This window comes from Silvania sp. (assembly GCF_051656365.1).
Lineage (GTDB): Bacteria > Pseudomonadota > Gammaproteobacteria > Enterobacterales > Enterobacteriaceae > Enterobacter > Enterobacter hatchlandensis.
This window is the reverse complement of sequence record NZ_JBOGBT010000108.1, coordinates 1-25236: the sequence shown is the minus strand read 5'-3', so window position 1 is coordinate 25236 and position 25236 is coordinate 1. Positions and strand designations below refer to the sequence as shown.

The 25236-nt window shown below is 56.6% G+C and carries 16 protein-coding genes; 3 read left to right on the top strand and 13 right to left on the bottom strand.

The features are described 5' to 3' along the window. Positions 1 to 2394, bottom strand: a complete 2394-nt coding sequence (malP, locus tag ACRDD5_RS21415) for a maltodextrin phosphorylase (RefSeq protein WP_438677935.1) — start codon at positions 2392 to 2394, stop codon at positions 1 to 3. 582 nt (positions 2395 to 2976) lie between these two features. On the opposite strand from malP, the gene malT reads away from it, so the two are divergent. After that, positions 2977 to 5682, top strand: a complete 2706-nt coding sequence (malT, locus tag ACRDD5_RS21410) for an HTH-type transcriptional regulator MalT (protein WP_438677934.1) — start codon at positions 2977 to 2979, stop codon at positions 5680 to 5682. A 28-nt stretch (positions 5683 to 5710) separates the two neighbouring features. On the opposite strand, the gene ACRDD5_RS21405 is transcribed toward malT, so the two are convergent. The 3 genes from ACRDD5_RS21405 to glpE are packed head-to-tail and all read right to left on the bottom strand — an operon-like array spanning position 5711 to position 7693. Continuing rightward, positions 5711 to 6469: a DeoR/GlpR family transcriptional regulator gene (locus tag ACRDD5_RS21405; RefSeq protein ID WP_271282586.1), complete on the bottom strand. Its 759-nt coding sequence runs from the start codon at positions 6467 to 6469 to the stop codon at positions 5711 to 5713. 18 nt (positions 6470 to 6487) lie between these two features. After that, the gene (gene glpG / locus ACRDD5_RS21400; RefSeq protein WP_271282587.1) at positions 6488 to 7318 is read right to left on the bottom strand and encodes a rhomboid family intramembrane serine protease GlpG; all 831 of its coding nucleotides are present in this window, start codon (positions 7316 to 7318) and stop codon (positions 6488 to 6490) included. Between the two features lie 45 nt (positions 7319 to 7363). Beyond that, on the bottom strand, positions 7364 to 7693 hold the full coding sequence (gene glpE, locus ACRDD5_RS21395; protein ID WP_271282588.1) for a thiosulfate sulfurtransferase GlpE: 330 nt from the start codon (positions 7691 to 7693) through the stop codon (positions 7364 to 7366). A gap of 197 nt (positions 7694 to 7890) precedes the next feature. Between glpE and glpD the strand changes: the two genes are divergently transcribed. Continuing rightward, on the top strand, positions 7891 to 9399 hold the full coding sequence (gene glpD / locus ACRDD5_RS21390; protein WP_438677933.1) for a glycerol-3-phosphate dehydrogenase: 1509 nt from the start codon (positions 7891 to 7893) through the stop codon (positions 9397 to 9399). A gap of 144 nt (positions 9400 to 9543) precedes the next feature. Here glpD and glgP read toward each other — a convergent pair whose 3' ends face one another. The 6 genes from glgP to asd form a co-directional block, all read right to left on the bottom strand. Then, positions 9544 to 11991 (bottom strand): glycogen phosphorylase, encoded by a 2448-nt coding sequence (glgP, locus tag ACRDD5_RS21385; protein ID WP_438677932.1) that lies wholly within the window; start codon positions 11989 to 11991, stop codon positions 9544 to 9546. Between the two features lie 19 nt (positions 11992 to 12010). After that, positions 12011 to 13444: a glycogen synthase GlgA gene (gene glgA, locus ACRDD5_RS21380; protein WP_271282591.1), complete on the bottom strand. Its 1434-nt coding sequence runs from the start codon at positions 13442 to 13444 to the stop codon at positions 12011 to 12013. Then, the gene (gene glgC, locus ACRDD5_RS21375) at positions 13444 to 14739 is read right to left on the bottom strand and encodes a glucose-1-phosphate adenylyltransferase (protein ID WP_438677931.1); all 1296 of its coding nucleotides are present in this window, start codon (positions 14737 to 14739) and stop codon (positions 13444 to 13446) included. The genes glgA and glgC overlap by 1 nt, the downstream gene beginning before the upstream one ends. 18 nt (positions 14740 to 14757) lie before the next feature. Then, positions 14758 to 16731, bottom strand: a complete 1974-nt coding sequence (glgX, locus tag ACRDD5_RS21370; protein WP_438677930.1) for a glycogen debranching protein GlgX — start codon at positions 16729 to 16731, stop codon at positions 14758 to 14760. Then, a complete protein-coding gene (glgB, locus tag ACRDD5_RS21365) occupies positions 16728 to 18914 on the bottom strand; it encodes a 1,4-alpha-glucan branching enzyme (RefSeq protein WP_438677929.1) in 2187 nt (728 codons plus the stop codon). The genes glgX and glgB overlap by 4 nt, the downstream gene beginning before the upstream one ends. 251 nt (positions 18915 to 19165) lie before the next feature. Then, a complete protein-coding gene (gene asd, locus ACRDD5_RS21360; protein WP_271282595.1) occupies positions 19166 to 20272 on the bottom strand; it encodes an aspartate-semialdehyde dehydrogenase in 1107 nt (368 codons plus the stop codon). A gap of 175 nt (positions 20273 to 20447) precedes the next feature. Between asd and yhgN the strand changes: the two genes are divergently transcribed. Next, positions 20448 to 21041 (top strand): NAAT family transporter YhgN, encoded by a 594-nt coding sequence (gene yhgN / locus ACRDD5_RS21355; protein WP_271282596.1) that lies wholly within the window; start codon positions 20448 to 20450, stop codon positions 21039 to 21041. A gap of 36 nt (positions 21042 to 21077) precedes the next feature. Here the strand turns inward: yhgN and ACRDD5_RS21350 are convergent, their stop codons facing one another. The 3 genes from ACRDD5_RS21350 to ACRDD5_RS21340 form a co-directional block, all read right to left on the bottom strand. Then, positions 21078 to 22253, bottom strand: coding sequence for a DNA-processing protein DprA (locus tag ACRDD5_RS21350; RefSeq protein ID WP_438677928.1), 1176 nt, complete (start codon positions 22251 to 22253; stop codon positions 21078 to 21080). After that, the gene (locus ACRDD5_RS21345; protein WP_438677927.1) at positions 22250 to 24349 is read right to left on the bottom strand and encodes a RecQ family ATP-dependent DNA helicase; all 2100 of its coding nucleotides are present in this window, start codon (positions 24347 to 24349) and stop codon (positions 22250 to 22252) included. Before ACRDD5_RS21345 ends, ACRDD5_RS21350 begins: the two co-directional genes overlap by 4 nt. Before the next feature lie 140 nt (positions 24350 to 24489). Beyond that, the coding region (locus ACRDD5_RS21340) for a gluconate:H+ symporter (RefSeq protein ID WP_438677926.1) at positions 24490 to 25236 on the bottom strand (747 nt) is incomplete at its 5' end.

Sequence of the window (25236 nt, the reverse complement as noted above, 5' to 3'; positions counted from 1 at the left end):
TTAGCGTTTTGCCTGCCAGATACGAGCCTGATAGTCACGGATTGAGCGGTCAGAGCTGAACATACCGCAGCGCGCAGTGTTCAGAATGCACGCCCGGGTCCAGGCTTCCTGGTCACGATACAGAACGTCGATCTGCTTCTGGGCCTCGACATAAGAGGCAAAGTCCGCCATCAGCAGATACGGATCGCCACCCTCTTTGCCGATGCTGTGCAGCATCTGGTCAAACGCGTGCTTGTCGCCGTCGCTGTATTTGCCGCTTTCCAGCTCTTTCAGCACTGCATCGAGCACCTTGTCTTTCTTACGCCATTTCACCGGGTTATAGCCTTTGGCCTTCAGCGCTTTCACCTCTTCGACGGTATGGCCGAAGATAAAGATGTTCTCGTCGCCCACCTGCTCGGCGATCTCGACGTTGGCGCCGTCCAGCGTACCGACCGTCAGCGCGCCGTTGAGGGCCAGCTTCATGTTGCCGGTGCCGGAGGCCTCTTTACCGGCAGTGGAGATCTGCTCGGAGACGTCCGCCGCCGGGATCAGCAGCTCGGCTGCCGAGACGCAGTAATCCGGCAGGAACACCACTTTCAGCTTGTCGCCAACTTTCGGATCGTTGTTCACCGCCGCAGCCACTTTGTTGATCGCGAGGATGATGTTTTTTGCCAGGTAGTAGCCCGGTGCCGCTTTCGCACCGAACAGGAACACGCGCGGCACGCGGTCAGCCTGCGGGTTCTCGCGGATCTCTTTGTACAGCGCCAGAATGTGCAGCAGGTTCAGGTGCTGACGTTTGTACTCGTGCAGACGTTTGATCTGGATATCAAAAATCGCGTTCGGGTTAATTTCAATCCCGGTGCGGGTTTTAACGAAGGCCGCCAGGCGCACCTTGTTGTCCAGTTTGATGGTGCGGTAAGTCTCACGGAAGGCCGCATCATCAGCCTGTTTTTCCAGATTGATCAGCTGGTCGAGATCGTTGGCCCACTCGTGCTCAAGGGTGTTATCCAGCAGCGCGGCCAGGGCCGGGTTGCACTGTTTGATCCAGCGGCGCGGCGTGATGCCGTTGGTGACATTGTGGAACTTGTTCGGCCACAGCTGGTGATATTCCGGGAACAGATCTTTCACCACCAGGTCGGAGTGCAGCGCAGCGACGCCGTTAACCGCAAAGCCGCTCACCACGCACATGTTGGCCATGCGGACCTGCTTATCATAGACCACCGCCAGCTTTGCCCAGACGGCTTCGTTGCCCGGCCAGGTTTTCTTCACCAGCGTTTTAAAGCGGGTATTAATTTCGTTGATCAGCTGCATATGGCGCGGCAGCAGGGTTTTAATCAGCTTCTCGTCCCAGCACTCCAGCGCTTCTGGCATCAGAGTGTGGTTGGTGTAAGCGAAGGTTTTGCTGGTGATGGCCCAGGCGTCGTCCCAGCTCATCTGATGCTCGTCGATCAATACGCGCAGCAGTTCAGGAATGGCGATCGTCGGGTGGGTGTCATTGAGCTGGATCACTTCGTAATCTGCCAGCTCGTTCAGCTTGCGGCCCGCCAGGTGATGGCGACGCAGAATATCGGCCACCGAACAGGCGCACTGGAAGTACTGCTGCATCAGACGCAGCTTTTTGCCCGCCAGATGGTTGTCGTTCGGGTAGAGAACTTTGGTCAGTTTTTCCGCGTCGATGCCCTGCTGCTCAGCACGCAGGAAATCGCCGTCGTTAAATTTGGTCAGGTCAAACGGATGCGCGTGTGTCGCCTGCCACAGGCGCAGCGGCTGCGCCACGCCGTTACGGTAACCCAGTACCGGCAGATCCCACGCCTGGCCGGTGATCGTAAAGCCAGGTTCCCATTGCCCCGCTTTCGTCACTTTGCCGCCAATCCCGACCTGCACGTCCAGCGCCTCATTGTGGCGGAACCACGGGTAGCTGCCGCGATGCCAGTCATCCGGGGCTTCCATCTGATGGCCGTCGGCAAAGGACTGACGGAACAGGCCGTACTGATAGTTCAGGCCGTAGCCGGTCGCCGATTGCCCCACCGTCGCCATCGAATCAAGGAAGCAGGCTGCCAGACGCCCCAGGCCACCGTTGCCCAGCGCCGGATCGGTCTCTTCTTCCAGCAGGTCGGTCAGGTGGATATTGTGGGTGCTCAGCACATCGCTGACCTCCTGATACCAGCCGAGATTCAGCAGGTTGTTGCCGGTCAGGCGGCCAATCAGGAACTCCATCGAGATGTAGTTGACGTGGCGCTGGCCTTTCGCTGGCTTCACCGCGGGTTGGGCGCTCAGCAGCTCTGCGAGCGCACCGCTGACGGCCTGCCACCACTGGCGGGAGGTCATCTCCTCAGCGGCATGTAATCCAAATCGTTGCCACTGACGCGTCAGGGCAGCCTGAAATTGAGCTTTGTTGAAGGTAGGCTGTGACATAAGGGATCGGCATCCTGTAGAAAGAAATTAACACGTTGGTGCTAGTGTGCCTGGCTCCTCGGGGCACTTCCTCCTCCTGCGGGGGATTAGGCGGGGAGGAGTAGCGGGGATGAGCAGTAAACTGTGATCGTGGCCACTTTATGCCGTCAGGTTGCGCGAGAAACGGCGATTAAACAAGCGCCAGAAGGGACAAAAAAGCTGTGTCATTTCATAAGAAATATATAAACAAGGTAATAATTACTTACCTGAAATAATATTTCTCATAATAAGCTCTATCTCAGTGCGTTATTTTACATCGTTAACCCAGCAGAGATTTTATTAACTTTTAACAGCCTTTACGCTTCTCCGAACCTTTTTGTGCAATACGTGCTTTTACCCCCTCTTTCCAGTATCCATGCGCTTTAGAAGCCCATCCGAAAAGTTCCCTCAGTCTGCGATATATTTTTGTGACAGAGTGCAAATTAAGGGACAGAAAACCCGGACATAACTTGCAATAAAAAGGTTTCTGACCGACCTTATAGAGATTAATTACGAAGCGCAAAAAAAATCAAATCTCGATTTCCACACAGTGAAGTGAAAAATATGTTGATTCCGTCCAAATTAAGTCGCCCGGTTCGTCTTGACCATACTGTGGTTCGCGAACGCCTGCTGGCGAAACTTTCCGGCGCGAACAATTTTCGACTGGCGCTGGTAACGAGCCCTGCAGGCTACGGCAAAACGACGCTCATCTCTCAATGGGCATCGGGCAAAAGCGATCTCGGCTGGTACTCTCTCGATGAGGGCGATAATCAGCAGGAGCGTTTTGCCAGCTATTTGATCGCCGCCATTCAGCAGGCCACCAACGGGCACTGCGTCACCAGCGAAGTGATGGTACAAAAGCGCCAGTACGCCAGCCTCTCTTCCCTGTTTTCCCAACTGTTTATCGAGCTGGCCGAATGGCATCGCCCGCTCTATCTGGTGATTGATGATTATCATCTGATCACCAATCCGGTGATCCACGAGTCGATGCGCTTTTTCCTGCGCCATCAGCCGGAAAACCTGACCTTAGTGATCCTGTCGCGCAACCTGCCGCAGCTGGGCATTGCCAACCTGCGCGTGCGCGATCAGCTGCTGGAAGTGGGCAGCCAACAGCTCTCCTTTACCCATCAGGAAGCGAAGCAGTTCTTTGATTGCCGTCTCACCTCCCCGATTGAAGTCGCCGAAAGCAGCCGTCTGTGTGATGACGTCGCTGGCTGGGCCACCGCCCTGCAGCTGATTGCGCTTTCAGCCCGACACAACAACAGCCCGGCGCAGCAGTCCGCGCGCCGCCTGGCCGGGATCAATGCCAGCCACCTTTCCGATTATCTGGTCGATGAAGTCCTCGACAGCGTCGATCAGTCGACCCGCCAGTTCCTGCTGAAAAGCTCGCTGCTGCGCTCGATGAACGACGCGCTGATTGTGCGCGTGACCGGGGAAGATAACGGCCAGATGCGGCTGGAAGAGATCGAACGTCAGGGATTGTTCCTGCAGCGTATGGACGACTCCGGAGAATGGTTCAGTTACCACCCGCTGTTTGGCAGCTTCCTGCGCCAGCGCTGTCAATGGGAACTGGCCACCGAACTGCCTGACATTCACCGCGCCGCAGCAGAAAGCTGGATGGCGCAAGGCTTCCCGAGCGAGGCCATTCACCACGCGCTGGCGGCGGGGGATGCCCATATGCTGCGCGATATTTTGCTCAACCACGCCTGGAGCCTGTTTAACCACAGCGAGCTGGCGCTGCTTGAAGAGTCGCTGCGCGCCCTGCCGTGGGAAAGCCTGCTGGAGAACCCGCGTCTGGTGCTGCTGCAGGCCTGGCTGATGCAGAGCCAGCACCGCTACAGCGAAGTGAATACCCTGCTGGCCCGCGCCGAGCAGGAGATGAAAAGCGAGATGGATGCGGCGCTGCATGGCGAATTCAATGCCCTGCGGGCGCAGGTCGCCATCAACGACGGTAACCCGGACGAGGCCGAGCGCCTGGCGATGGGTGCGCTGGAAGAGCTGCCGCTGGCGCACTTCTACAGCCGCATCGTGGCAACCTCCGTGCATGGCGAGGTTCTGCACTGTAAAGGCGATCTCACCCGCTCCCTGTCGCTGATGCAGCAGACAGAACAGATGGCACGCCGCCATGACGTCTGGCATTACGCCCTGTGGAGCATGATCCAACAAAGCGAAATTCTGTTTGCCCAGGGCTTCCTGCAGGCCGCCTGGGAAACTCAGGAAAAAGCCTTCAACCTGATCCGCGATCAGCATCTGGAACAGCTCCCGATGCACGAGTTCCTGCTGCGCATCCGTGCCCAGCTGCTGTGGGCCTGGGCCCGACTGGACGAAGCCGAAAGCACTGCCCGTCATGGGGTCGACGTGCTCTCCGCCTTCCAGCCTCAGCAGCAGTTGCAGTGTCTGGGCCTGCTGGTTCAGTGCTCGCTGGCACGCGGCGATCTGGATAACGCCCGTAACCACCTCAACCGTCTGGAGAACCTGCTCGGCAACGGTCAGTATCACAGCGACTGGGTATCGAACGCCGATAAAGTACGGGTGATTTACTGGCAGATGACCGGAGATAAAAAATCGGCGGCCAACTGGCTGCGCCAGACGCCGAAGCCGGAGTTCGCCAACAACCACTTCCTGCAAAGCCAGTGGCGCAACATTGCCCGGGCGCAGATCCTGTTAGGGGAGTTTGAACCGGCAGAAATCGTGCTGGAAGAGCTGAATGAAAATGCCCGCAGTCTGCGTCTGATGAGCGATCTGAACCGCAACCTGCTGCTGCAGAACCAGCTTTACTGGCAGGCGGGTCGCAAAAATGACGCCCAGCGCGTGCTGCTGGAAGCGCTGCAGCTGGCGAACCGCACCGGGTTTATCAGTCACTTTGTGATTGAAGGCGAGACGATGGCGCAGCAGCTGCGCCAGCTTATTCAGCTGAATACCCTGCCGGAGCTGGATCAGCACCGCGCCCAGCGCATTCTGCGGGAGATTAATCAGCATCACCGCCACAAGTTCGCCCACTTCGACGAAACCTTTGTCGAGCGCCTGCTGACCCATCCGGAAGTGCCGGAACTGATCCGCACCAGCCCGCTGACTCAGCGTGAGTGGCAGGTTCTGGGGCTGATCTATTCCGGATACAGTAACGACCAGATTGCCGGAGAGCTGGCGGTGGCCGCGACCACCATCAAAACCCATATCCGCAATCTGTATCAGAAGCTCGGCGTTGCTCACCGCCAGGATGCGGTGCAGCATGCCCAGCAGCTGTTGAAAATGATGGGGTATGGGGTCTAGCCCTCTCCCACCGGGAGAGGAGCTAATATCAGCACAGTTCTAACTGCAACTTATGCTCGCGAATCACCTGCAACACCCCTTCAGGCGGCATCACGTCGGTATAGACCGCATCCACCATGCTGATGCTGCCCATGTTCACCATCGCGTTACGGCCAAACTTCGAGTGATCCACCACCAGCATCACGTGACGTGAGTTGTCGATGATTGCCCGCTTGGTACGCACTTCGTGATAGTCAAACTCCAGCAGTGAGCCGTCGGTATCGATGCCGCTGATGCCGAGGATGCCGAAGTCGAGGCGGAACTGGGAGATAAAATCGAGGGTCGCTTCGCCAATAATCCCGCCGTCGCGACTGCGCAACTCCCCCCCGGCGAGGATGATGCGAAAGTCCTCTTTCTGCATCAGCGTGGTCGCGACGTTCAGATTGTTGGTCACCACGCGGAGATTTTCATGGTTCAGCAGGGCGTGGGCGACCGCTTCCGGGGTGGTGCCGATGTCGATAAACAGCGTCGCACCGTTGGGGATCTGGCTGGCGACTTTGCGGGCAATCCGCTCTTTCTCTGAGGTCTGGGTCGCCTTGCGGTCGTGCCAGGAGGTGTTCACCGAGCTGGACGGCAGCGCCGCCCCGCCGTGGTGGCGGAGAATGCGGTTCTGATCGGCCAGATCGTTCAGGTCACGGCGAATGGTCTGCGGGCTGACGGCAAACTGCTCCACCAGCTCCTCGGTGCTGACGTATCCCTGCTTCTTCACCAGCTCGATAATGGCGTCATGACGTTGTGTTTGTTTCATCAGAGTTCCCTGGCAGAATTATGTTCGTTTTCGCGCATGTAGCGTATCGGCAAGCGCCATCGCCAGCCCAACCGCCAGCCCGGCCACGTGTGCGCCATTGGCAATCGCCATGCCAAACAGATCAAACCAGCCGGCAATAATCCAGACTAATGCGAAGGCCATTAACCCGCGCTCAAGATAGATCCCGCTGTCCGGATCGCGCTCGCCGCGCAGCCAGACGTAGCCCATCAGCGCATACACTACGCCGGAAAGCCCGCCAAACCACGGCCCGTTAAACTGATGCTGGATAAAGCCGCTGAGCAGGGCGCTGATCAGCGTAATCACCACCAGCTTGCCGCTGCCGAGCCGTTTCTCCACCGCGCCGCCGAGATACCACCACCACAGCAGGTTAAAGAGGATATGCAGCACGGAGAAGTGCATCAGCGCGTGGGTGAAGTAGCGCCAGAATTCGAATTTCAGGGACGGGTCAAACGGCCAGGCCAGCAGGATCATCACGGTCTGATCGCCCACCACGTTCATGATGATGAACACCAGAATGCAGGCCGCGATTAAGACCAGGGTGAATGGCCCCGCGCGCTCGCGCAACGTCGCCAGGAAAGGAAAGCGCTGATAGCGCAGGCCGCTATCGGTCTGGCCCGACTGCCAGCTCGCCGCCAGATAGCGCGGGTCGGCGGGGTTTTCCAGAAAACGCGCCAGTTCAGCGTGCACCCGGTCGGCCTGGCTTTCATCCGCCAGCCAGACGTCAATCTGGGTATGTTGTTGAAGAGTGAGGATAATGCCCTGCGTCGCCATGTAGTCGACAAACGCCTGGGCCACGCGCGGGTTAGTAAAAGAGGTAATCATCAGCATCGGCGGCAGTCGCTTATTTCCACACAAAAGGGGACAGTATATACCCTAAACGTCGACGTGCTCGACTTCTGCCGGGAAATGGCGATGCCAGGCGTCGAAACCGCCGTCCACGCTGTAGACCGCATCGTAGCCCTGTTGCAGCAGATACTGCGCCGCACCCTTGCTGCTGTTACCGTGATAGCACATCACCATCACCGGGGTATCAAAATCGTTATCCTGCATAAAGGTGCTCAGTGAGGCATTCGTCAGGTGAAAGGCACCCGGCGTATGGCCTATGGCAAAACTTTGCGGATCGCGGATGTCCACCAGCACGGCCGTTCCCTGGTGCATTTTCTGGTGCGCTTCTTCGACGTTAATACATTCAAACTGTTCCATGGTGCTCTCTGCTGCTCTCTGTTATTCGTTCAGTGGGGCATTTTACCGTCTAGTGTACGTCCTGGCGGCGGGTAAACGCCATTATGTTAGCTGTATCACTCAAAATTGTTTTTTTGATGTTACTAAAAGCGCATTCCTTTGCTAATATGAGCGATATCGAACATTTTTGAGCTTTTACGAAAGTGCGTGAGGATACAATGGAAACCAAAGATCTGATTGTAATAGGTGGCGGTATCAACGGGGCAGGTATTGCGGCAGATGCCGCCGGACGCGGTTTATCCGTCCTGATGCTGGAAGCACAGGATCTCGCCTGTGCCACCTCCTCCGCGAGCTCCAAGCTTATCCACGGCGGCCTGCGCTACCTGGAACACTACGAATTCCGTCTGGTCAGCGAGGCGCTGGCCGAGCGCGAAGTGCTGCTGAAAATGGCCCCGCATATTGCCACACCGATGCGCTTTCGCCTGCCGCACCGCCCGCATCTGCGTCCGGCGTGGATGATCCGCATCGGTCTGTTTATGTACGATCATCTGGGTAAACGCACCAGCCTGCCCGCCTCCGCCGGTGTGCGTTTTGGCGCAGACTCGGTCCTGAAGCCAGAAATCGTGCGCGGATTCGAATATTCTGACTGCTGGGTGGACGACGCCCGACTGGTGCTCGCCAACGCGCAAATGGTTGAACGCAAAGGCGGAGAAGTGAAAACCCGCACCCGCGCCCTCTCCGCTCGCCGTGAAAAGGGCCTGTGGATCGTCGAAGCCGAAGATATCGATACCGGCGAGCGCTTCAGCTGGCAGGCACGCGGTCTGGTGAATGCCACCGGCCCGTGGGTGAAACAGTTCTTTGACGACGGGATGAAACTGCCGTCGCCGTATGGCATCCGCCTGATCAAAGGCAGCCATATTGTGGTTCCGCGCGTACACACCCAGAAGCAGGCCTACATTCTGCAGAACGAAGACAAGCGCATCGTGTTTGTGATCCCGTGGATGGATGAGTTCTCCATCGTCGGCACCACCGACGTAGAGTACAAAGGCGATCCGAAAAACGTCGGCATCGACGAAAGCGAAATCAACTACCTGCTGCAGGTCTATAACGCGCACTTTAAAAAGTCGCTGGCGCGCGACGACGTGGTCTGGACCTACTCCGGGGTGCGTCCATTGTGCGATGATGAATCCGATTCTCCGCAGGCGATCACCCGCGACTACACGCTGGATATCCACGATGACCAAGGCAAAGCGCCGCTGCTTTCGGTGTTTGGCGGCAAGCTCACCACCTATCGTAAGCTGGCGGAACACGCGCTGGAGAAACTGTCCCCGTACTATCAGGGTATTGGCTCTGCCTGGACCAAAGGCGCGGTGCTGCCTGGCGGTGATATCGACGGCAACCGCGATGACTACGCGGCAAAACTGCGCCGTCGCCATCCGTTTATCAGCGAATCCATGGCCCGCCATTACGCCCGCACTTACGGCAGCAACAGTGAACTGCTGCTGAACGCGGTGACAAACCTCAGCGATTTGGGCGAACATTTTGGCCATGAGTTTTATGAAGCCGAGCTGCGCTATCTGGTTGAGCACGAGTGGGTACGCCGCGCAGACGATGCGCTGTGGCGTCGCACCAAAGAGGGCATGTGGCTGAATGCGGAGCAGCAGTCCCGCGTGGCGCAGTGGCTTGAGCAGAACGCGCAAAAGCGAGAGTTATCGTTAGCGTCGTGAAGGATGCAGATACGTAGGCCGGGTAAGGCGAAGCCGCCACCCGGCGAAAATGGCGGGGTGCGGCCTGATGCCCTCACCCCGCCCCTCTCCCACAGGGAGAGGGAGCAAACATTAAAAAAGGCAACTTTCGTTGCCTTTTTGCGTTTATAACCGTACCGGATCAATATGCCAGATAGTCTCGGCATACTCTTTGATGGTGCGGTCAGACGAGAAGTAGCCCATGTTGGCGATGTTGTGCATCGCTTTGGTGGTCCACTCTTCCGGCTGACGATACAGCTCGTCGACCTTGTCCTGACAATCCACATAGCTGCGGAAGTCCGCCAGCACCTGATAGTGATCGCCAAAGTTAATCAGCGAATCCACCAGATCGCGGTAACGGCCAGGCTCCTCCGGATTAAACAAGCCGGTAGCGATCTGGGTCAGCACCTGACGCAGCTCTTCATCCTGCTCGTAGAATTCCCGCGGCTTGTAGCCCTGCTTACGCAGCGATTCCACCTCTTCCGCCGTATTGCCGAAGATGAAGATGTTCTCTTCACCCACGTGCTCCAGCATTTCGACGTTGGCACCGTCCAGCGTGCCGATGGTCAGCGCGCCGTTCAGGGCAAACTTCATGTTACTGGTGCCTGAGGCTTCGGTACCTGCCAGCGAGATCTGCTCAGACAGATCCGCCGCCGGAATGATCATCTGCGCCAGGCTTACGCTGTAGTTCGGGATAAAGACAATCTTCAGCTTGTCGCCAATCAGCGGATCGTTGTTGATAACCTTCGCCACGTCGTTGATCAGGTGGATAATATGCTTCGCCATGTAGTAGGCCGAGGCGGCCTTACCGGCAAAGATGTTCACGCGCGGTACCCAATCAGCCGTTGGGTCTTCCTTGATGCGGTTGTAGCGGACGATGACGTGCAGCACGTTCATCAACTGACGTTTGTACTCGTGGATACGTTTGATCTGCACGTCGAACAGTGCTTTCGGATTGGCGACCACGTTTAAGTGCAGCGCCATCCACACCGACAGCCGCTTTTTGTTCAGCAGCTTGGCGTCACGCACCGCTTTATTCACTGTCGGGAAATCCGCGTGCTGTTCCAGCTCGCTCAGCTGGCTTAAATCGGTACGCCAGGTGCGGCCGATGTTCTCATCCAGCACCTCGGAGAGCGGCTTGTTCGCCAGCGCCAGCCAGCGACGCGGCGTGACCCCGTTGGTCACGTTGCAGAAACGCATCGGGAAGATTTTGGCAAAATCGGCAAACAGCGACTGCACCATCAGGTTGGAGTGCAGCTCGGAGACGCCGTTGACCTTGTGGCTGATCACCACTGCCAGCCACGCCATGCGCACCCGACGGCCGTTAGACTCGTCGATAATCGACGTGCGGCTCAGCAGACCGGTGTCGTGCGGATACTGCTCCTGAACGGTTTTCAGGAAGTAATCGTTGATCTCAAAGATGATCTGCAGATGGCGCGGCAGGATTTTGCCGAGCATGTCCACCGGCCAGGTTTCCAGCGCTTCGCTCATCAACGTGTGGTTGGTGTAGGAGAACACCTGGCACGTCACATTAAAGGCTTCATCCCAGCTGAACTTATGCTCGTCGATCAGCAGGCGCATCAGTTCCGGGATCGACAGCACCGGGTGGGTGTCGTTCAGGTGGATGGCGGTTTTCTCCGCCAGGTTCTTGTAGGTTTTGTGCAGCTGGAAGTGGCGGCTGAGAATATCCTGGATGGTCGAGGAGACCAGGAAGTATTCCTGACGCAGACGCAGCTCACGCCCGGAATAGGTCGAGTCATCCGGGTACAGCACGCGGGAGACGTTCTCGGAGTGGTTTTTATCTTCCACTGCCGCGAAGTAATCACCCTGGTTAAATTTACCAAGGTTAATCTCGCTACTGGCCTGGGCATTCCACAGGCGCAGCGTGTTGGTGGCATCGGTGTCGTAGCCCGGAATGATCTGGTCGTATGCCACGGCCAGGATCTCTTCGGTTTCGACCCAGCGGGTTTTCTTGCCTTCCTGCTGCACACGTCCGCCGAAACGCACTTTATAGCGCGTATTGTGGCGCTTGAACTCCCACGGATTGCCATATTCCAGCCAGTAGTCCGGAGACTCTTTCTGTCGACCGTCAACAATGTTCTGTTTGAACATGCCGTAATCGTAGCGGATGCCGTAGCCGCGTCCCGGCAGGGCGAGGGTTGCCAGCGAGTCGAGGAAGCAGGCCGCCAGACGCCCGAGGCCGCCGTTGCCTAAGCCCGGGTCGTTCTCTTCATCAATCAGCTCTTCTAAATCTAACCCCATCTCTTCCAGCGCGTTTTTTACATCGTCATAGATCCCCAGCGACAACAGCGCATTGGAAAGGGTGCGGCCAATCAAAAACTCCATCGACAGATAGTAAACCTGTCGGGTCTCCTGTGAGAGCTGGGCGCGGTTCGAGCGCAGCCAGCGTTCTACCAGCCGATCGCGCACGGCAAACAGCGTGGCGTTCAGCCACTCGTGCTTGTTGGCGATCACCGGATCTTTGCCGATGGTGAACATCAGCTTATAAGCAATTGAGTGCTTTAACGCCTCAATGCTCAATGTGGGAGACGCATAAGAAAAAGGTGCATTCATATCAATGATTCCAACATTGTTACATCAAGCGTTGATAAAGATCGCGGTAGGACTGGGCCGCCACTTGCCAGCTAAAATCCATGGCCATCGCCTGCCGCTGAACAAAACGCCATAAAGACGGCCGCGACCACAACACGAACGCACGCCGGATCGCGCGCAGCAGCGACCACGCATTACTGTCTTCAAACACAAAACCACTGGCGATACCGTCTGCCAGGTTTTCCAGCGAGGTGTCGGATACGGTATCCGCCAGCCCGCCGGTACGGCGCACCAGCGGCAGGGTGCCGTACTTCAGACCGTACAGCTGGGTTAAGCCGCACGGCTCAAAACGACTCGGCACCAGGATAACGTCGGCCCCCGCCATGATGCGGTGTGAGAACGCCTCGTGATAGCCAATCTGTACCCCTACCTGCCCCGGATGTTCGGCCGCCGCCGCCAGGAAGCCTTCCTGCAGAACCGGATCGCCCGCACCCAGCAGCGCAAGCTGTCCACCCTGCTCCAGCAGACCCGGCAGCGCTTCAAGCACCAGGTCGAGGCCTTTCTGGCTGGTCAGACGGCTCACCACCGCAAACAGCGGCACCTTCTCGTTGACCTTGAGCCCCATGGCGATTTGCAGCTGACGTTTGTTCTCGGCCTTATCTTCCACCGAGTCGCGGCTATAGCGTGCGGTCAGCAGCAGATCGGATTCCGGGCTCCAGATTTTTTCATCCACGCCGTTCAGAATGCCCGACAGGCGGCCTTCGCGATGACGCTGCGTCAGCAGGCCCTCCATCCCGTAGCCAAACTCCGGCTCGGTGATCTCCCGCGCGTAGGTCGGGCTCACCGCCGTAATATGATCGGCATAGTAAAGCCCGGCCTTCAGGAACGAGATCTGCCCGTTAAACTCCAGCCCGTGCATGTTAAAGAATGACGATGGCAACTCGATGTCATTCATGTGTTTGGCTAAATACAGGCCCTGGTAGGCCAGGTTATGCACCGTAAACACCGATTTTGCCGGATGACCACGCGCCGCCAGATACGCCGGGGCCAGCCCGGCATGCCAGTCGTGGGCGTGCACCACGTCCGGACGCCAGAACGGATCCAGCCCGGTGGCCATTTCCGCCCCCACCCAGCCGAGCAGTGCAAAACGCAGCACGTTGTCGGGATAGGCGAATAAGTTAGTGTCGTGGTACGGGCTCCCTGGGCGGTCATACAGATGCGGCGCGTCAATCAGGTAGATGCCCACGCCGTTGTAATGACCAAACAGTAATGTGATGCGCCCGGCAAAGGTATCGCGACGGCTGACAATCTGTGCATCAGGAATGCCGCGACGAATGTCTGGAAAAGCGGGCAACAGCACGCGGGTATCGACACCACCGGCGATTTGCGCCGCCGGTAACGCCCCAATCACATCCGCCAGCCCGCCCGTTTTCAGCAACGGGAACATCTCAGAACATACGTGTAAAACCTGCATCATCGCTCCTGTTTGATCTGCAGTTTGCGCAGCATTTCACGCGTAACCAGTACGATGCCCTCTTCGGAGCGATAGAAGCGACGCGCATCCTCTTCGGCGTTCTCGCCAATCACCATGCCCTCAGGAATGATACAGGCCCGGTCGATCACGCAACGACGCAAACGGCATGAGCGTCCTACCCATACGTCTGGCAACAATACTGTCGAATCAATGTTGCAGAAAGAATTCACCCGCACGCGCGGGAACAGCACCGACTGCACCACCACCGAGCCCGAAATGATACAGCCGCCGGAGACCAGCGAGTTCAGCGTCATGCCGTGGCTACCGGTGCGGTCCTGCACAAACTTCGCCGGCGGCAGCGACTCCATGTGCGTGCGGATCGGCCAGTTGTGGTCGTACATGTCCAGTTCCGGTGTTACTGAGGCGAGATCCAGGTTGGCCTTCCAGTACGCTTCCAGCGTCCCGACATCGCGCCAGTACGGTTCTGAATTCGGATCGGACTGCACGCAGGACAATGGGAAGGGATGTGCATAAGCCATGCCAGCCTTGGTGATTTTCGGGATGATATCTTTACCGAAGTCGTGACTGGAATTCTCTTCCTTGTCGTCCTCTTCCAGCAGCTGATAAAGGTATTCAGCATCAAAGATATAGATGCCCATGCTGGCAAGAGAGCGGGTCGGGTCGCCCGGCATCGCTGGCGGGTTTGCCGGTTTTTCGACAAATTCGATCACCTTGTCGTTTTCATCCACCGCCATCACGCCAAACGCCGTCGCTTCGGCAATGGGCACCGGCATGCAGGCAACGGTGCAGCGTGCACCTTTTTCGACGTGGTCGATCAGCATCCGCGAGTAGTCTTGCTTGTAGATATGGTCCCCGGCGAGGATCACCACGTATTCAGCGTCGTAGCGACGAATAATGTCGAGGTTCTGCGTCACCGCATCCGCCGTGCCGCGATACCAGTTTTCACCGTGCATGCGCTGCTGAGCGGGCAGAAGGTCGACAAACTCATTCATCTCTTCGCTGAAGAAGGACCAGCCGCGCTGGATGTGCTGCACCAGGGTATGGGACTGGTACTGGGTGATCACGCCGATGCGGCGGATGCCAGAGTTAAGACAGTTAGAAAGGGCAAAATCGATGATACGGAATTTACCACCGAAGTGGACGGCGGGTTTGGCGCGCTTAATCGTTAAATCTTTTAATCGGGTACCGCGGCCGCCAGCAAGAATCAGGGCAACAGATTTTAATGGAAGCTGACGCGCTAACATTAATGGGTCGTTCTTCTCTAACCTAACCATGATCAACTCCTTTTATTATCATCTCTGGAATACGCACACACCGTTTGCAGGTCCATGCCAGACTGTCATCACGACCGGATTATCTTCTCCGGCAAATGGGGGGATCGCCCGCCACTCTCCTTCAGGTAAAACAATGTCGGCAACCTCATGGGTGGCGTTAAACGTAATGAGCCAGCTATCCGAAAGCAGGATTTGCAGGCAGGGAACGTCGTTGTGCCACTCATGTGTCGCTAACGGCTGCGCGGCTTTATTCAGCCAGCGCACGTTGCCATCACCCTCTTCCCACCACTGATTCCGGGTGAGCGCAGGGATCTGCTGACGCAGATGGATTAGCGCAGCGGTAAACTCGGCTAATCCACTGTTTGCCTGCTGCCAGTCAAGCCAGGTTAAGGGGTTATCCTGACAGTAGGCGTTATTGTTGCCGTGCTGGCTGTGACCATGTTCATCCCCTGCCAGCAGCATCGGCGTTCCCTGCGATAAAAGCAGCGTGGTAAGCAAGGCGTGCACGCTGGCACGGCGTCGCTCAATGACATCCAGCTTGCCACTTAATCCTTCAATACCATGGTTGTAACTGTGGTTACTGAAGGTGCCATCACGATTTTCTTCACCATTGGCTTCGTTATGTTTCTGATTGAAGCAAACGCAGTCACGCAAGGTGAAGCCGTCGTGCGCCGTCAACAGGTTGATCGACGCAGAGGGCAACCGTCCATTGTGTCTGAACAGATCGCTGGATGCCGCAAAGCGTCCGGCGAAATCCGCCAGCGACAGATCGTGCGCCAGCCAGAAGCGGCGCGCGCTATCACGGTAGTGATCGTTCCACTCCGCAAACAGCGGCGGGAAATTCCCCACCTGATAACCACCGGGGCCCACATCCCACGGCTCAGCAATCAGCTTGACGCGTGACAGCAGCGGGCAGTTTTTAATGGCCTCAAACAGCGGCGACTGCGGATTGAAGTCCGGCGTACGGCCAATAACCGACGCCAGGTCGAAACGAAAACCGTCGACATGGAAGGTTTCAACCCAGTATTTCAGACATTCATACGCGTAATGCATCACCGCCGGATGGCTGAGATTGAGCGTGTTACCACAGCCGGTCCAGTTGTGGTAATCGCCATCCTCTCTTAACCAATAATAGCTACGGTTATCGATTCCGCGCAGGGAGAAGGTGGGCCCCTCCAGATCAAGCTCGGCGCTGTGGTTCAGCACCACGTCGAGGATCACCTCAATACCCGCTTCGTGCAGGGCTTTAACCGCATCGCGAAACTCATCCCGGGCACGCGCCGGATGGGCGGCATAGCGCGGATCGAGGGCAAACATCGCCATCGGGTTGTAGCCCCAGTAGTTGCTGAGACCCAGGCGCTGCAGGCGCGGCTCGCTGGAAAAATGGGCCACCGGCAGCAGCTCCAGGGCGGTAATGCCCAGTTGCCTGAAATAGGCAATCATCAGTGGATGAGAGAGCGCTTTGTAGGTGCCGCGGATCGCTTCCGGGAGGCCCGGATGCAGATACGTCAGCCCCTTCACATGCGCTTCATAGATCACCGTCTTGCCCCAGGGGGTATTGGGCGGTGCGTCGTCTTCCCAGTCATAGTGGTCACACACCACCACGCTTTTGGCCGCCGCCAATGCGCTGTCGCGGTGATCCGGCGCGTCTTTACCACCATGCAGGACCACGTCGTCGTTCAGCATCCCCTCAACGCTATGCGCGCAGGGATCGAGCAGTAGCTTCGCTGGGTTAAAACGGTGCCCGTTGCCCGGTTCCCAGGGGCCGTGAACCCGAAAGCCGTAGTGCGTGCCGGGGCGGGCGCTCTCCAGGTAGCCGTGCCAGATATCCCCGCTGCGACCCGGAAGATCGTACCGATGCTCATTGCCGTTGTCGTCAAACACGCAGAGTTCAACCCGCTCCGCATGGGCGGAAAAGAGGGTGAAATTCACCCCTTTGCCGTCATAGCTGGCGCCGAGCGGAGCAGGTTGACCGGCCGTGAGTTGGGTCATTCCCCCTCCCGGACCAGCCAGATGGTGGACAGCGGCGGCAGGGTAATACTCAGTGAGTTTGCACGTCCGTGGCTCTCCTGCTCATCGCTCTGGACCAGACCGCCGTTGCCCGCATTGCTGCCGTGATAGTGCATCGAGTCGGTATTCAGCGCCTCGCGCCATTTACCCGGCTGATTGATGCCGAAGCGGTAGTGATGGCGAGTCACCGGGGTGAAGTTGCTGGCGACGATGATTTCGTTGCCCGCTTTGTCGCGGCGGACAAAGATCAGCACCGAGCGCTCGTTGTCATCCACCACCAGCCACTCGAAGCCGTAGTCTTCAAAATCGAGTTCATGCAGCGCTTTGTGGTGACGATAGGTGCGGTTGAGGTCGCGGACCAGGCGCTGGACGCCATGGTGCCAGTTGTCACCGCCGTCCAGCAGATGCCAGTCAAGGCTGGCGTCGTGGTTCCACTCGCGGCCCTGCGCAAACTCGTTGCCCATGAACAGCAACTTTTTGCCCGGGAAGGCGAACATCCAGCCGTAGTAGGCGCGCAGGTTGGCAAATCGCTGCCACGCGTCGCCCGGCATGCGGTCGAGAATCGATTTTTTGCCGTGAACCACTTCATCGTGAGAGAGCGGCAGGACAAAGTTTTCGGTGCTGTTGTAGAGCATGCCGAAGGTCAGCTTGTTGTGGTGATATTGGCGGTGGACCGGATCCAGCTTCATGTAATCCAGCGTGTCGTGCATCCACCCGAGGTTCCACTTAAACCAGAAGCCAAGACCGCCCATCGACGGCGGGCGGGAAACGCCCGGAAAATCGGTCGACTCTTCTGCCATCGTCACTGCGCCCGGCACCTGCTCGCCAAGAATACGGTTGGTGCTGCGTAAAAACTCAATCGCTTCGAGATTTTCACGCCCGCCGAATTCGTTGGGGATCCACTCTCCCTCTTTGCGGCTGTAGTCGCGGTAAATCATTGACGCCACCGCATCCACGCGCAGGGCATCAATGCCAAAGCGCTCGATCCAGTACAGGGCGTTGCCCACCAGATAGTTGGTCACTTCCCGGCGACCGTAGTTGTAGATCAGGGTATTCCAGTCCTGATGGAAGCCTTCGCGCGGATCGCTGTGCTCATACAGGTTGGTGCCGTCGAATTCCGACAAGCCAAAATCATCGGACGGGAAGTGGCCCGGCACCCAGTCGAGGATCACGTTCAGCCCGGCGGCATGCGCGGCGTTGATAAAGTAGCGGAAGTCGTCGCGGGTGCCGAAGCGGCGGGTCGGGGCGTACATGCCGGTTGGCTGATAGCCCCAGCTGCCGTCAAAAGGGTGCTCGTTAATCGGCAGCAGCTCAAGATGGGTAAAGCCCATCCACTTGGCGTACGGCACCAGCTGGTCGGCAAGCTCCCGGTAGCTGAGCCAGAAATTGTTCTCGGTATGGCGACGCCAGGAGCCGAGATGGACTTCATAAATCGAAATCGGCATGTCGAACTGGTTGGCGCGGATGCGCTCCTCGCTCTGGGCGACTTTCTCGGGCAGGCCGCAGATCAGGGAGGCGGTTTCCGGGCGCATTTGCGCTTCGAAAGCATACGGGTCGGCTTTGATACGCAGCTTGCCGTTTGCATCAATCATTTCGTATTTATAAAGTTGACCGTTTTGCGCACCGGGGATGAACAGCTCCCAGATGCCGGTTTCACGGCGCAGGCGCATTGGATGGCGGCGGCCGTCCCAGTAGTTGAACTGCCCCACCACCGAGACGCGTCGGGCGTTCGGTGCCCAGACGGTAAAGCGGGTGCCGGTGATGCCGTCCATGGTGTCGGCATGGGCACCCAGCGTTTCATACGGGCGCAGGTGCGTGCCTTCGGACAGCAGCCATGCATCCATCTCCTGCAGCAGCGGACCAAAGCTGTAGGGATCGTCGATCAGATTTTGTTGCCCATGCCAGAGAACGGCGAGCTGATAGCGGAAAATGTTTTTGCGGCGGGCCATCACGCCAGCAAAGAAACCGCGTGAGTCGATACATTCAAGCTTACCCACCTTGCGGCCGGTTTTTGGTTCAATCACCCAGACTTCCGTCGCGTCAGGTAACAATGCGCGGACTTCCAGCCCTGCCTCTGTGCGGTGCATACCAAGTACAGAAAACGGATCGGCAAAATGACCCGCGATAAGCGCATTAATCACGTCTCTATCAATACGAACGGACATGGTGTTCATCCTGTTATCTTATTCGCCGCCCCCCTTCGCGCGCAGGGTACAGCTTTAATGTGACCTGTACGGAACAGCACTTATGTGCATCCTCTCTGTTCCATCCAACTTCCAGACGAGATGCACGACATCTCGCATAAAGCATAGCCAACGCTGTGTATGACTCCTGATAAATAACCAACCAAATGCGTTTTAGTCCTTTATTACGCAAAAAAAGGGGTGACACATCACCCCTTAGTATTAATACGTTATTACGCCAGCTGGCGCAGCATCCTGCGTAGCGGCTCGGCGGCACCCCACAAAAGCTGGTCGCCGACGGTAAAGGCGGACAAGTATTCCGGCCCCATGTTCAGCTTGCGCAGGCGCCCTACCGGAGTGGTCAGCGTGCCGGTAACGGCCGCTGGGGTCAGTTCACGCACGGTAATGTCGCGGTCGTTCGGGACGACTTTTGCCCACTGATTGTGCGAAGCGAGCAATTCTTCCACTGTTTGTATGGATACATCTTTTTTCATTTTAATGGTGAATGCCTGGCTGTGGCAGCGCAGCGCACCCACGCGCACGCACAGACCATCAACAGGGATCGGCGAGGCGGTGCGCAGAATTTTGTTGGTCTCTGCCTGGCCTTTCCACTCTTCGCGGCTCTGGCCGTTGTCCAGCTGCTTGTCGATCCACGGGATCAGGCTACCGGCCAGCGGTACGCCAAAGTTATCCACCGGCAGGTCGCCGCTGCGGCTAAGCGCCGTCACTTTGCGTTCGATATCCAGAATGGCCGATGCCGGGTTTGCCAGCTCAGTGGCAACGTGCTGGTGCAGATGACCCATCTGGCTCAGCAGCTCACGCATATGGCGCGCGCCGCCGCCGGAGGCTGCCTGGTAAGTGGCTACGGAGACCCACTCCACCAGATCCTGAGCAAACAGGCCGCCGAGCGACATCAGCATCAGGCTGACCGTGCAGTTGCCGCCGACGAAGGTTTTCACCCCGTTGTTCAGGCCGTCGGTGATGACATCCTGGTTAACCGGGTCAAGAATAATGATGGCGTCGTCTTTCATGCGCAGCGAAGAGGCTGCATCAATCCAGTATCCCTGCCAGCCGCTTTCACGAAGCTTTGGATAAATTTCGTTGGTATAATCGCCGCCCTGGCAGGTAACGATAATATCCAGCGCCTTCAGCGCTTCCAGATCAAATGCGTCCTGAAGCGTACCGGTGGACGCAGTGCCAAATGCAGGCGCAGCCTGCCCAAGCTGGGAAGTGGAGAAGAAGACCGGACGGATGGCGTCAAAATCGCGCTCCTCAACCATGCGTTGCATGAGTACAGAGCCGACCATACCGCGCCAGCCGATAAAACCAACGTTTTTCATAGCGTGTTTTCCTGCAGAGATGTGTGCTGAATATGCGAGCCAGAATCCTACTGGCACTGCTCTCACCTTACAAAATGCAGCCAAAGTCGCAAGTGAAATAAATCAATGATTACGCCGCTATAAGTAATACCACTTATTACCACAATGAATACAGGGAGTTTGAGGGACAGATAACATGACTGAAATTATTTCTGCAGCGGTGCTGCTTATCCTGATTATGGACCCGCTCGGGAACCTGCCGATCTTTATGTCGGTGCTGAAACATACTGAGCCGAAGCGGCGTCGGGCGATCATGATCCGCGAGCTGTTAATCGCGCTGCTGGTGATGTTTATCTTCCTGTTCGCGGGAGAAAAGATCCTCGGCTTCCTGAATTTACGCGCTGAAACAGTCTCAATCTCGGGCGGTATTATTTTGTTTTTGATCGCCATTAAGATGATTTTCCCCAGCGCCGAAGGGAGCAGCAGCGGCCTGCCCGCCGGTGAAGAGCCGTTTATCGTGCCGCTGGCGATCCCGCTGGTCGCCGGCCCGACCATTCTGGCAACCCTGATGCTGCTGTCGCATCAGTATCCGAACCAGATGAGTCATCTGGTGATCGCCCTGCTGCTGGCCTGGGGCGGCACCTTCGTGATTTTGCTGCAATCGTCGCTGTTTTTACGCCTGCTCGGCGAGAAAGGGGTGAATGCGCTGGAACGGCTGATGGGATTGATTCTGGTGATGATGGCCACGCAGATGTTCCTGGATGGGATCAGGGCGTGGATGAAGGGGTAAACGCACTGCGCCCGACTCGGGCGCAACGTCGATTATTCAGGGGATCTGGTAAAGGCCAGCATCGGAAAGCTGCCGTAGCCGATTGTCTTTTATCGCCCTGCTCAACCACAGATCCAGCTGTGCGGGGACTAAACACAGAATCTCAGCCAGAACCTCTTTCGAAACAGGCTGTATGGCAAGATGCTGGATCTCTTCCAGAAACAATTGATAAAAGTCCACACGAGCCGGTGCCTGATAAACAGAGGGTGCTTCCTGTAAGGAAAACAGGTCAGACTGAAGCTGTGCATCCATATTACGAAATCTTTTCAGCTGGTGAGGATCAACGGATTCGGCCAGCAAGCCCGCGCCTTTTTGAACCAGCATCTCATTCGCTGAATTTTCATCCTGGTTGGGTTTTACCCATACAGGCACCCATTGATGCTTAACGGCTTCCAGCGCGCCCGTAATCGTTCCTCCTTTTTTCCCGGCATGGATAACGACAGCGCTTTCGGCAAGACAGTAGACATATTTATTGCGCGCCATCGCATTGGCTACGCTAAAACCGGCCTCCGGGTAAAAAGGGGAGATCAGCACAAGGTTGCCTGATGCCAGCCCATTGCGCCATTTTACGGATGTCGTTGCCTTTAACAGACTGTCAGTCAACACTCCTGTCGCCGTTCCACCTGCATTAAGTGAAGAGAGCATTGCACATTCATCAATGCCTCGGGCCCCACCGGAAACGACATTGACGCCATAATCCGCCAGGTTTTTCGCCAGCTCTGCAGTAAAGTGTAAATCGTCTTCTACCGCGTTGCGGGACCCCACAATCGCCGCCCCCCCCGACTGCAAGAGCGCTTTATTGCCGCAGCCAAACAGAACAGCAGGTGAATCATTGCGCAGGATATCTTTTAAACGCTGAGGATATTCAGCATCAGCGCGGGTGATGACCCACAGCCCCGCTCGTTGCCACTTTTCCACCGCCAGCGCCAGACTGTGCCCACGCCCAAGCAGTGCTAAAAGGCGTTCTGTGGAAATACAGGGATCGCTCCAGCCACTCAGTAGAGCCTGAGGCTCAGGAACTAATAATCCTCCCGGAGAGAGCCGCTGATGCTTAAGCCACAGCGCGAACTTCCCCCATTCGGCATTCGTGAGCGGCTTGTGCTCATTCGTTTTAACACTGGAAAAATAGCTGGTAAGTAAAAGCGTGGCTTGTGCGCTTGCTGTCAAATTCATCCATTTTTTACCGAAGTTGAAGCCAGCGCGACAGGGTAAACCTCTTCGCTATCTAACTGGCGCATAAGAGCCGCAATGACAGTCAGCGTCCAACCGGAATCCACTACGTCATCCACGAGCAGTACCGGGCCTTTTGGCAGAAGACGTGACACCTTGAAGACACCATCGAGATTCTTACATTGATGAAAACGATTTTGCTGCATTTTCTGAGGTTGATTGTCCACGACCTTGTTGATGGCATCAACAAAAGGAAGCGCAAGTTTCTCAGCCAGTCTTCGAGCGAAATCGGGAACAAGATTCGGATGCTGTCGCGAAGGCACACAGCATACCCATGCCGGAGCAGGATTAGGTTGCCAGCGTTCACGAATCATCTCTGCACAGGCCTCAACCAGTTCATCCCTGAATTTCCCGGCTCGCTTATCCGCGGCAACCATCGCCCCCCATCCGGTATCTCCCCAGCGGGAAAGTATACGCCCCTCCTGACCCTGTATTTCACGGGGCAAATTGCCATGAAACGCATATTGAACAAATGCGTCCTTTGCCACCTGCTTGTTTAGTATCAATGGCAAATCAGCACGTTTCACAAACCGTGCCGCCGCATTAAGGAGTCTGTCGTCCAGGATATCATCACGTGAAGAGCGATTAAGGCAGTTACTGCATTTATCACAACGCTCATCATTCGGTTCATCAAGCACACGCCGAAGAAAAGACATCCGACATTCTTTTGAGTGAATATAGTGCTCAACTTCTGCAAGTTCCTGCGTTCTTTGTTGAGTCAGATGCTCGATTCGCGCCCTGTCCAGCACGAACGGAATGGCCGTTCTGCGCCAGTGCCGGTCTTCAAAAATGACGGTTGAAGGGATGTCCGTTACCAGGAGCTTTAATACTTTTTCTATTTGTCCATGCCGAAGATTGGTTTGGGTTTCAATGTCTCTTACCGTCATGCCGTCCTGACGTTCGAGACATTGCAGAACCTCTGCAATCTGCTCTTCGGATGGAAAAGCACTTTCATGAAAGAATTGATGGATCGCCCGATCTTCTGTTCCACCTAACAAAAAGCCGACGGCATGTTCAATAGCACGCCCTGCACGCCCTACCTGCTGGTAGTATCCCACGATCGAACCTGGCATCTGATAATGGATGACAAAACCCAGGTCCGCTTTGTCATAGCCCATTCCCAACGCGGTGGTCGCCACGAGGACTTTAATTCGATTAGTGAGCAAGTCATGCTCAAGGCGTTCTCTGACCGCGTGAGTATCCGCACTACCGGATAACGTCACCCCGCTGTAGTAGGGCCAGGCATTAATACCATTTTGCTTTAGCCAGGCGGCAACCAGTTCGGCATCACGGGTTGTGAGCGTATAGACAATGCCTGAGCCAACAAGCGCAGGAATAGTTTGCGCCATCCAGGCCAGTCGAGAGGGTTGATCGGCAAGCATAAACGCATCAAGCGCAAGGCTCTCTCTTGCCAGGGTACCCCGCAGGATGGTGATATCACCTAATTGTTGTCGAATATCTTCCACCACCCGATTATTCGCTGTCGCCGTCGTCCCCAGGACGGGTGTATTTGCAGGCAGCTGGCGCAAGATCCCCAGAATGCGGCGATAGTCAGGCCGAAAATCGTGGCCCCAGTCGGAAATGCAGTGCGCCTCATCGACCACCAGCAAACCCAGACTATCCGAAACAGGCTGCAAGACTGTGCGAACAAATTCTTCATTTGCTAGTCGCTCAGGTGAAATCAACAGGCAATCCAGCTGGTTCGCCAGCAGCCTTTTGGTAATCTTCTGCCAGTCATCCCGATTGGTAGAGTTGAGCGTTTCAGCCCGTATACCCAGACGTTCTGCTGCCGCGACCTGGTTACGCATGAGAGCGAGAAGCGGAGAGACGATAATCGTCGGCCCAAACCCCCGATCGCGGAAAATGCGGGTACCGATAAAATAGACGGCGCTTTTACCCCACCCCGTTCGTTGCACCACCAGCAATTTGCGCCGCTGATTAACCAACGCGTCGATTGCTTCCCATTGCCCCTCTCTAAAACAGGCGCTGTCGTTATTTAACATTTGGCGTAAAAGTGATTCTGCTCCGTGCTTATCCATGACACTTTCCTTTTATTATCAGTGCGGATATTTAGACGGATAGAGCAAGAGAGGTTTGTGACAGGAATCAGATAGTGAGGAGTCGATAAAGATCAGATGTCATAAGCTGCGAGTAAACTCGCAGCTTATGACCAACGCACTTAACTCAGCAGCGAAAACGCAATCATCCCAACAATCGCCCCGGTGGTGCCGAGGATGGTTTCCATCAGCGTCCAGGTCTTGAGGGTTTGCGCTTCACTGGCGCCGGTAAATTTACCAAACAACCAGAAGCCGGCGTCGTTAACGTGCGACACCACAATCGAACCGCCTGCGATACAGATAGACAGAGCCGCCATCTGAGCGCCGGAGTAGTTCAGCTGTTCAATCACCGGCATCACCAGCCCTACCGCCGTTAAACAGGCGACGGTGGCAGAACCCTGGATAATGCGCACCGCTGCCGCCAGCACGAAGCAGGTGACGGCAATCGGCAGGCCCATCCCGGTGAGCGCTTCGCCCAATGCCGGGCCGACGCCGGAATCCACCAGCACCTGCTTGAACACCCCGCCCGCACCGATCACCAACAGAATGATACCTGCAGGCTGCAGCGCATGACCGCAGATCTCCATCACCCGGTCTTTCGCCATGCCCTGACGCATCGCCAGGCCATAAATGGCGACCAGACAGGCGACCAGGATCGCGGTGAACGGATGGCCGATAAACTCAAACCACTGATACGCCTCAGAGCCCACCGGTACGAAGCGTGCAGCGATGGTTTTCAGGCCTACCAGCACCAGCGGCAGCAGGATCAGCGCCAGGCTAAAGCCGAACGACGGCATTTTGCTCTCGCCCAGATGCGGCTCGGTGATGTCGTCAGGAATGTGCAGCTCAACGTAACGGCTGATGAAATT

Bases quoted from the DNA above. Each gene is read 5' to 3' on its own strand.
- glpE (WP_271282588.1), bottom strand. From the start codon at position 7,693: ATGGAACAGTTTGAATGTATTAACGTCGAAGAAGCGCACCAGAAAATG.
- ACRDD5_RS21405 (WP_271282586.1), bottom strand. From the start codon at position 6,469: ATGAAACAAACACAACGTCATGACGCCATTATCGAGCTGGTGAAGAAG.
- glgX (WP_438677930.1), bottom strand. From the start codon at position 16,731: ATGACCCAACTCACGGCCGGTCAACCTGCTCCGCTCGGCGCCAGCTAT.
- glgA (WP_271282591.1), bottom strand. From the start codon at position 13,444: ATGCAGGTTTTACACGTATGTTCTGAGATGTTCCCGTTGCTGAAAACG.
- ACRDD5_RS21350 (WP_438677928.1), bottom strand. From the start codon at position 22,253: ATGAATTTGACAGCAAGCGCACAAGCCACGCTTTTACTTACCAGCTAT.
- glgP (WP_438677932.1), bottom strand. From the start codon at position 11,991: ATGAATGCACCTTTTTCTTATGCGTCTCCCACATTGAGCATTGAGGCG.
- yhgN (WP_271282596.1), top strand. From the start codon at position 20,448: ATGACTGAAATTATTTCTGCAGCGGTGCTGCTTATCCTGATTATGGAC.
- glpG (WP_271282587.1), bottom strand. From the start codon at position 7,318: ATGCTGATGATTACCTCTTTTACTAACCCGCGCGTGGCCCAGGCGTTT.
- glgB (WP_438677929.1), bottom strand. From the start codon at position 18,914: ATGTCCGTTCGTATTGATAGAGACGTGATTAATGCGCTTATCGCGGGT.
- asd (WP_271282595.1), bottom strand. From the start codon at position 20,272: ATGAAAAACGTTGGTTTTATCGGCTGGCGCGGTATGGTCGGCTCTGTA.
- ACRDD5_RS21345 (WP_438677927.1), bottom strand. From the start codon at position 24,349: ATGGATAAGCACGGAGCAGAATCACTTTTACGCCAAATGTTAAATAAC.
- malT (WP_438677934.1), top strand. From the start codon at position 2,977: ATGTTGATTCCGTCCAAATTAAGTCGCCCGGTTCGTCTTGACCATACT.
- glgC (WP_438677931.1), bottom strand. From the start codon at position 14,739: ATGGTTAGGTTAGAGAAGAACGACCCATTAATGTTAGCGCGTCAGCTT.
- glpD (WP_438677933.1), top strand. From the start codon at position 7,891: ATGGAAACCAAAGATCTGATTGTAATAGGTGGCGGTATCAACGGGGCA.
- malP (WP_438677935.1), bottom strand. From the start codon at position 2,394: ATGTCACAGCCTACCTTCAACAAAGCTCAATTTCAGGCTGCCCTGACG.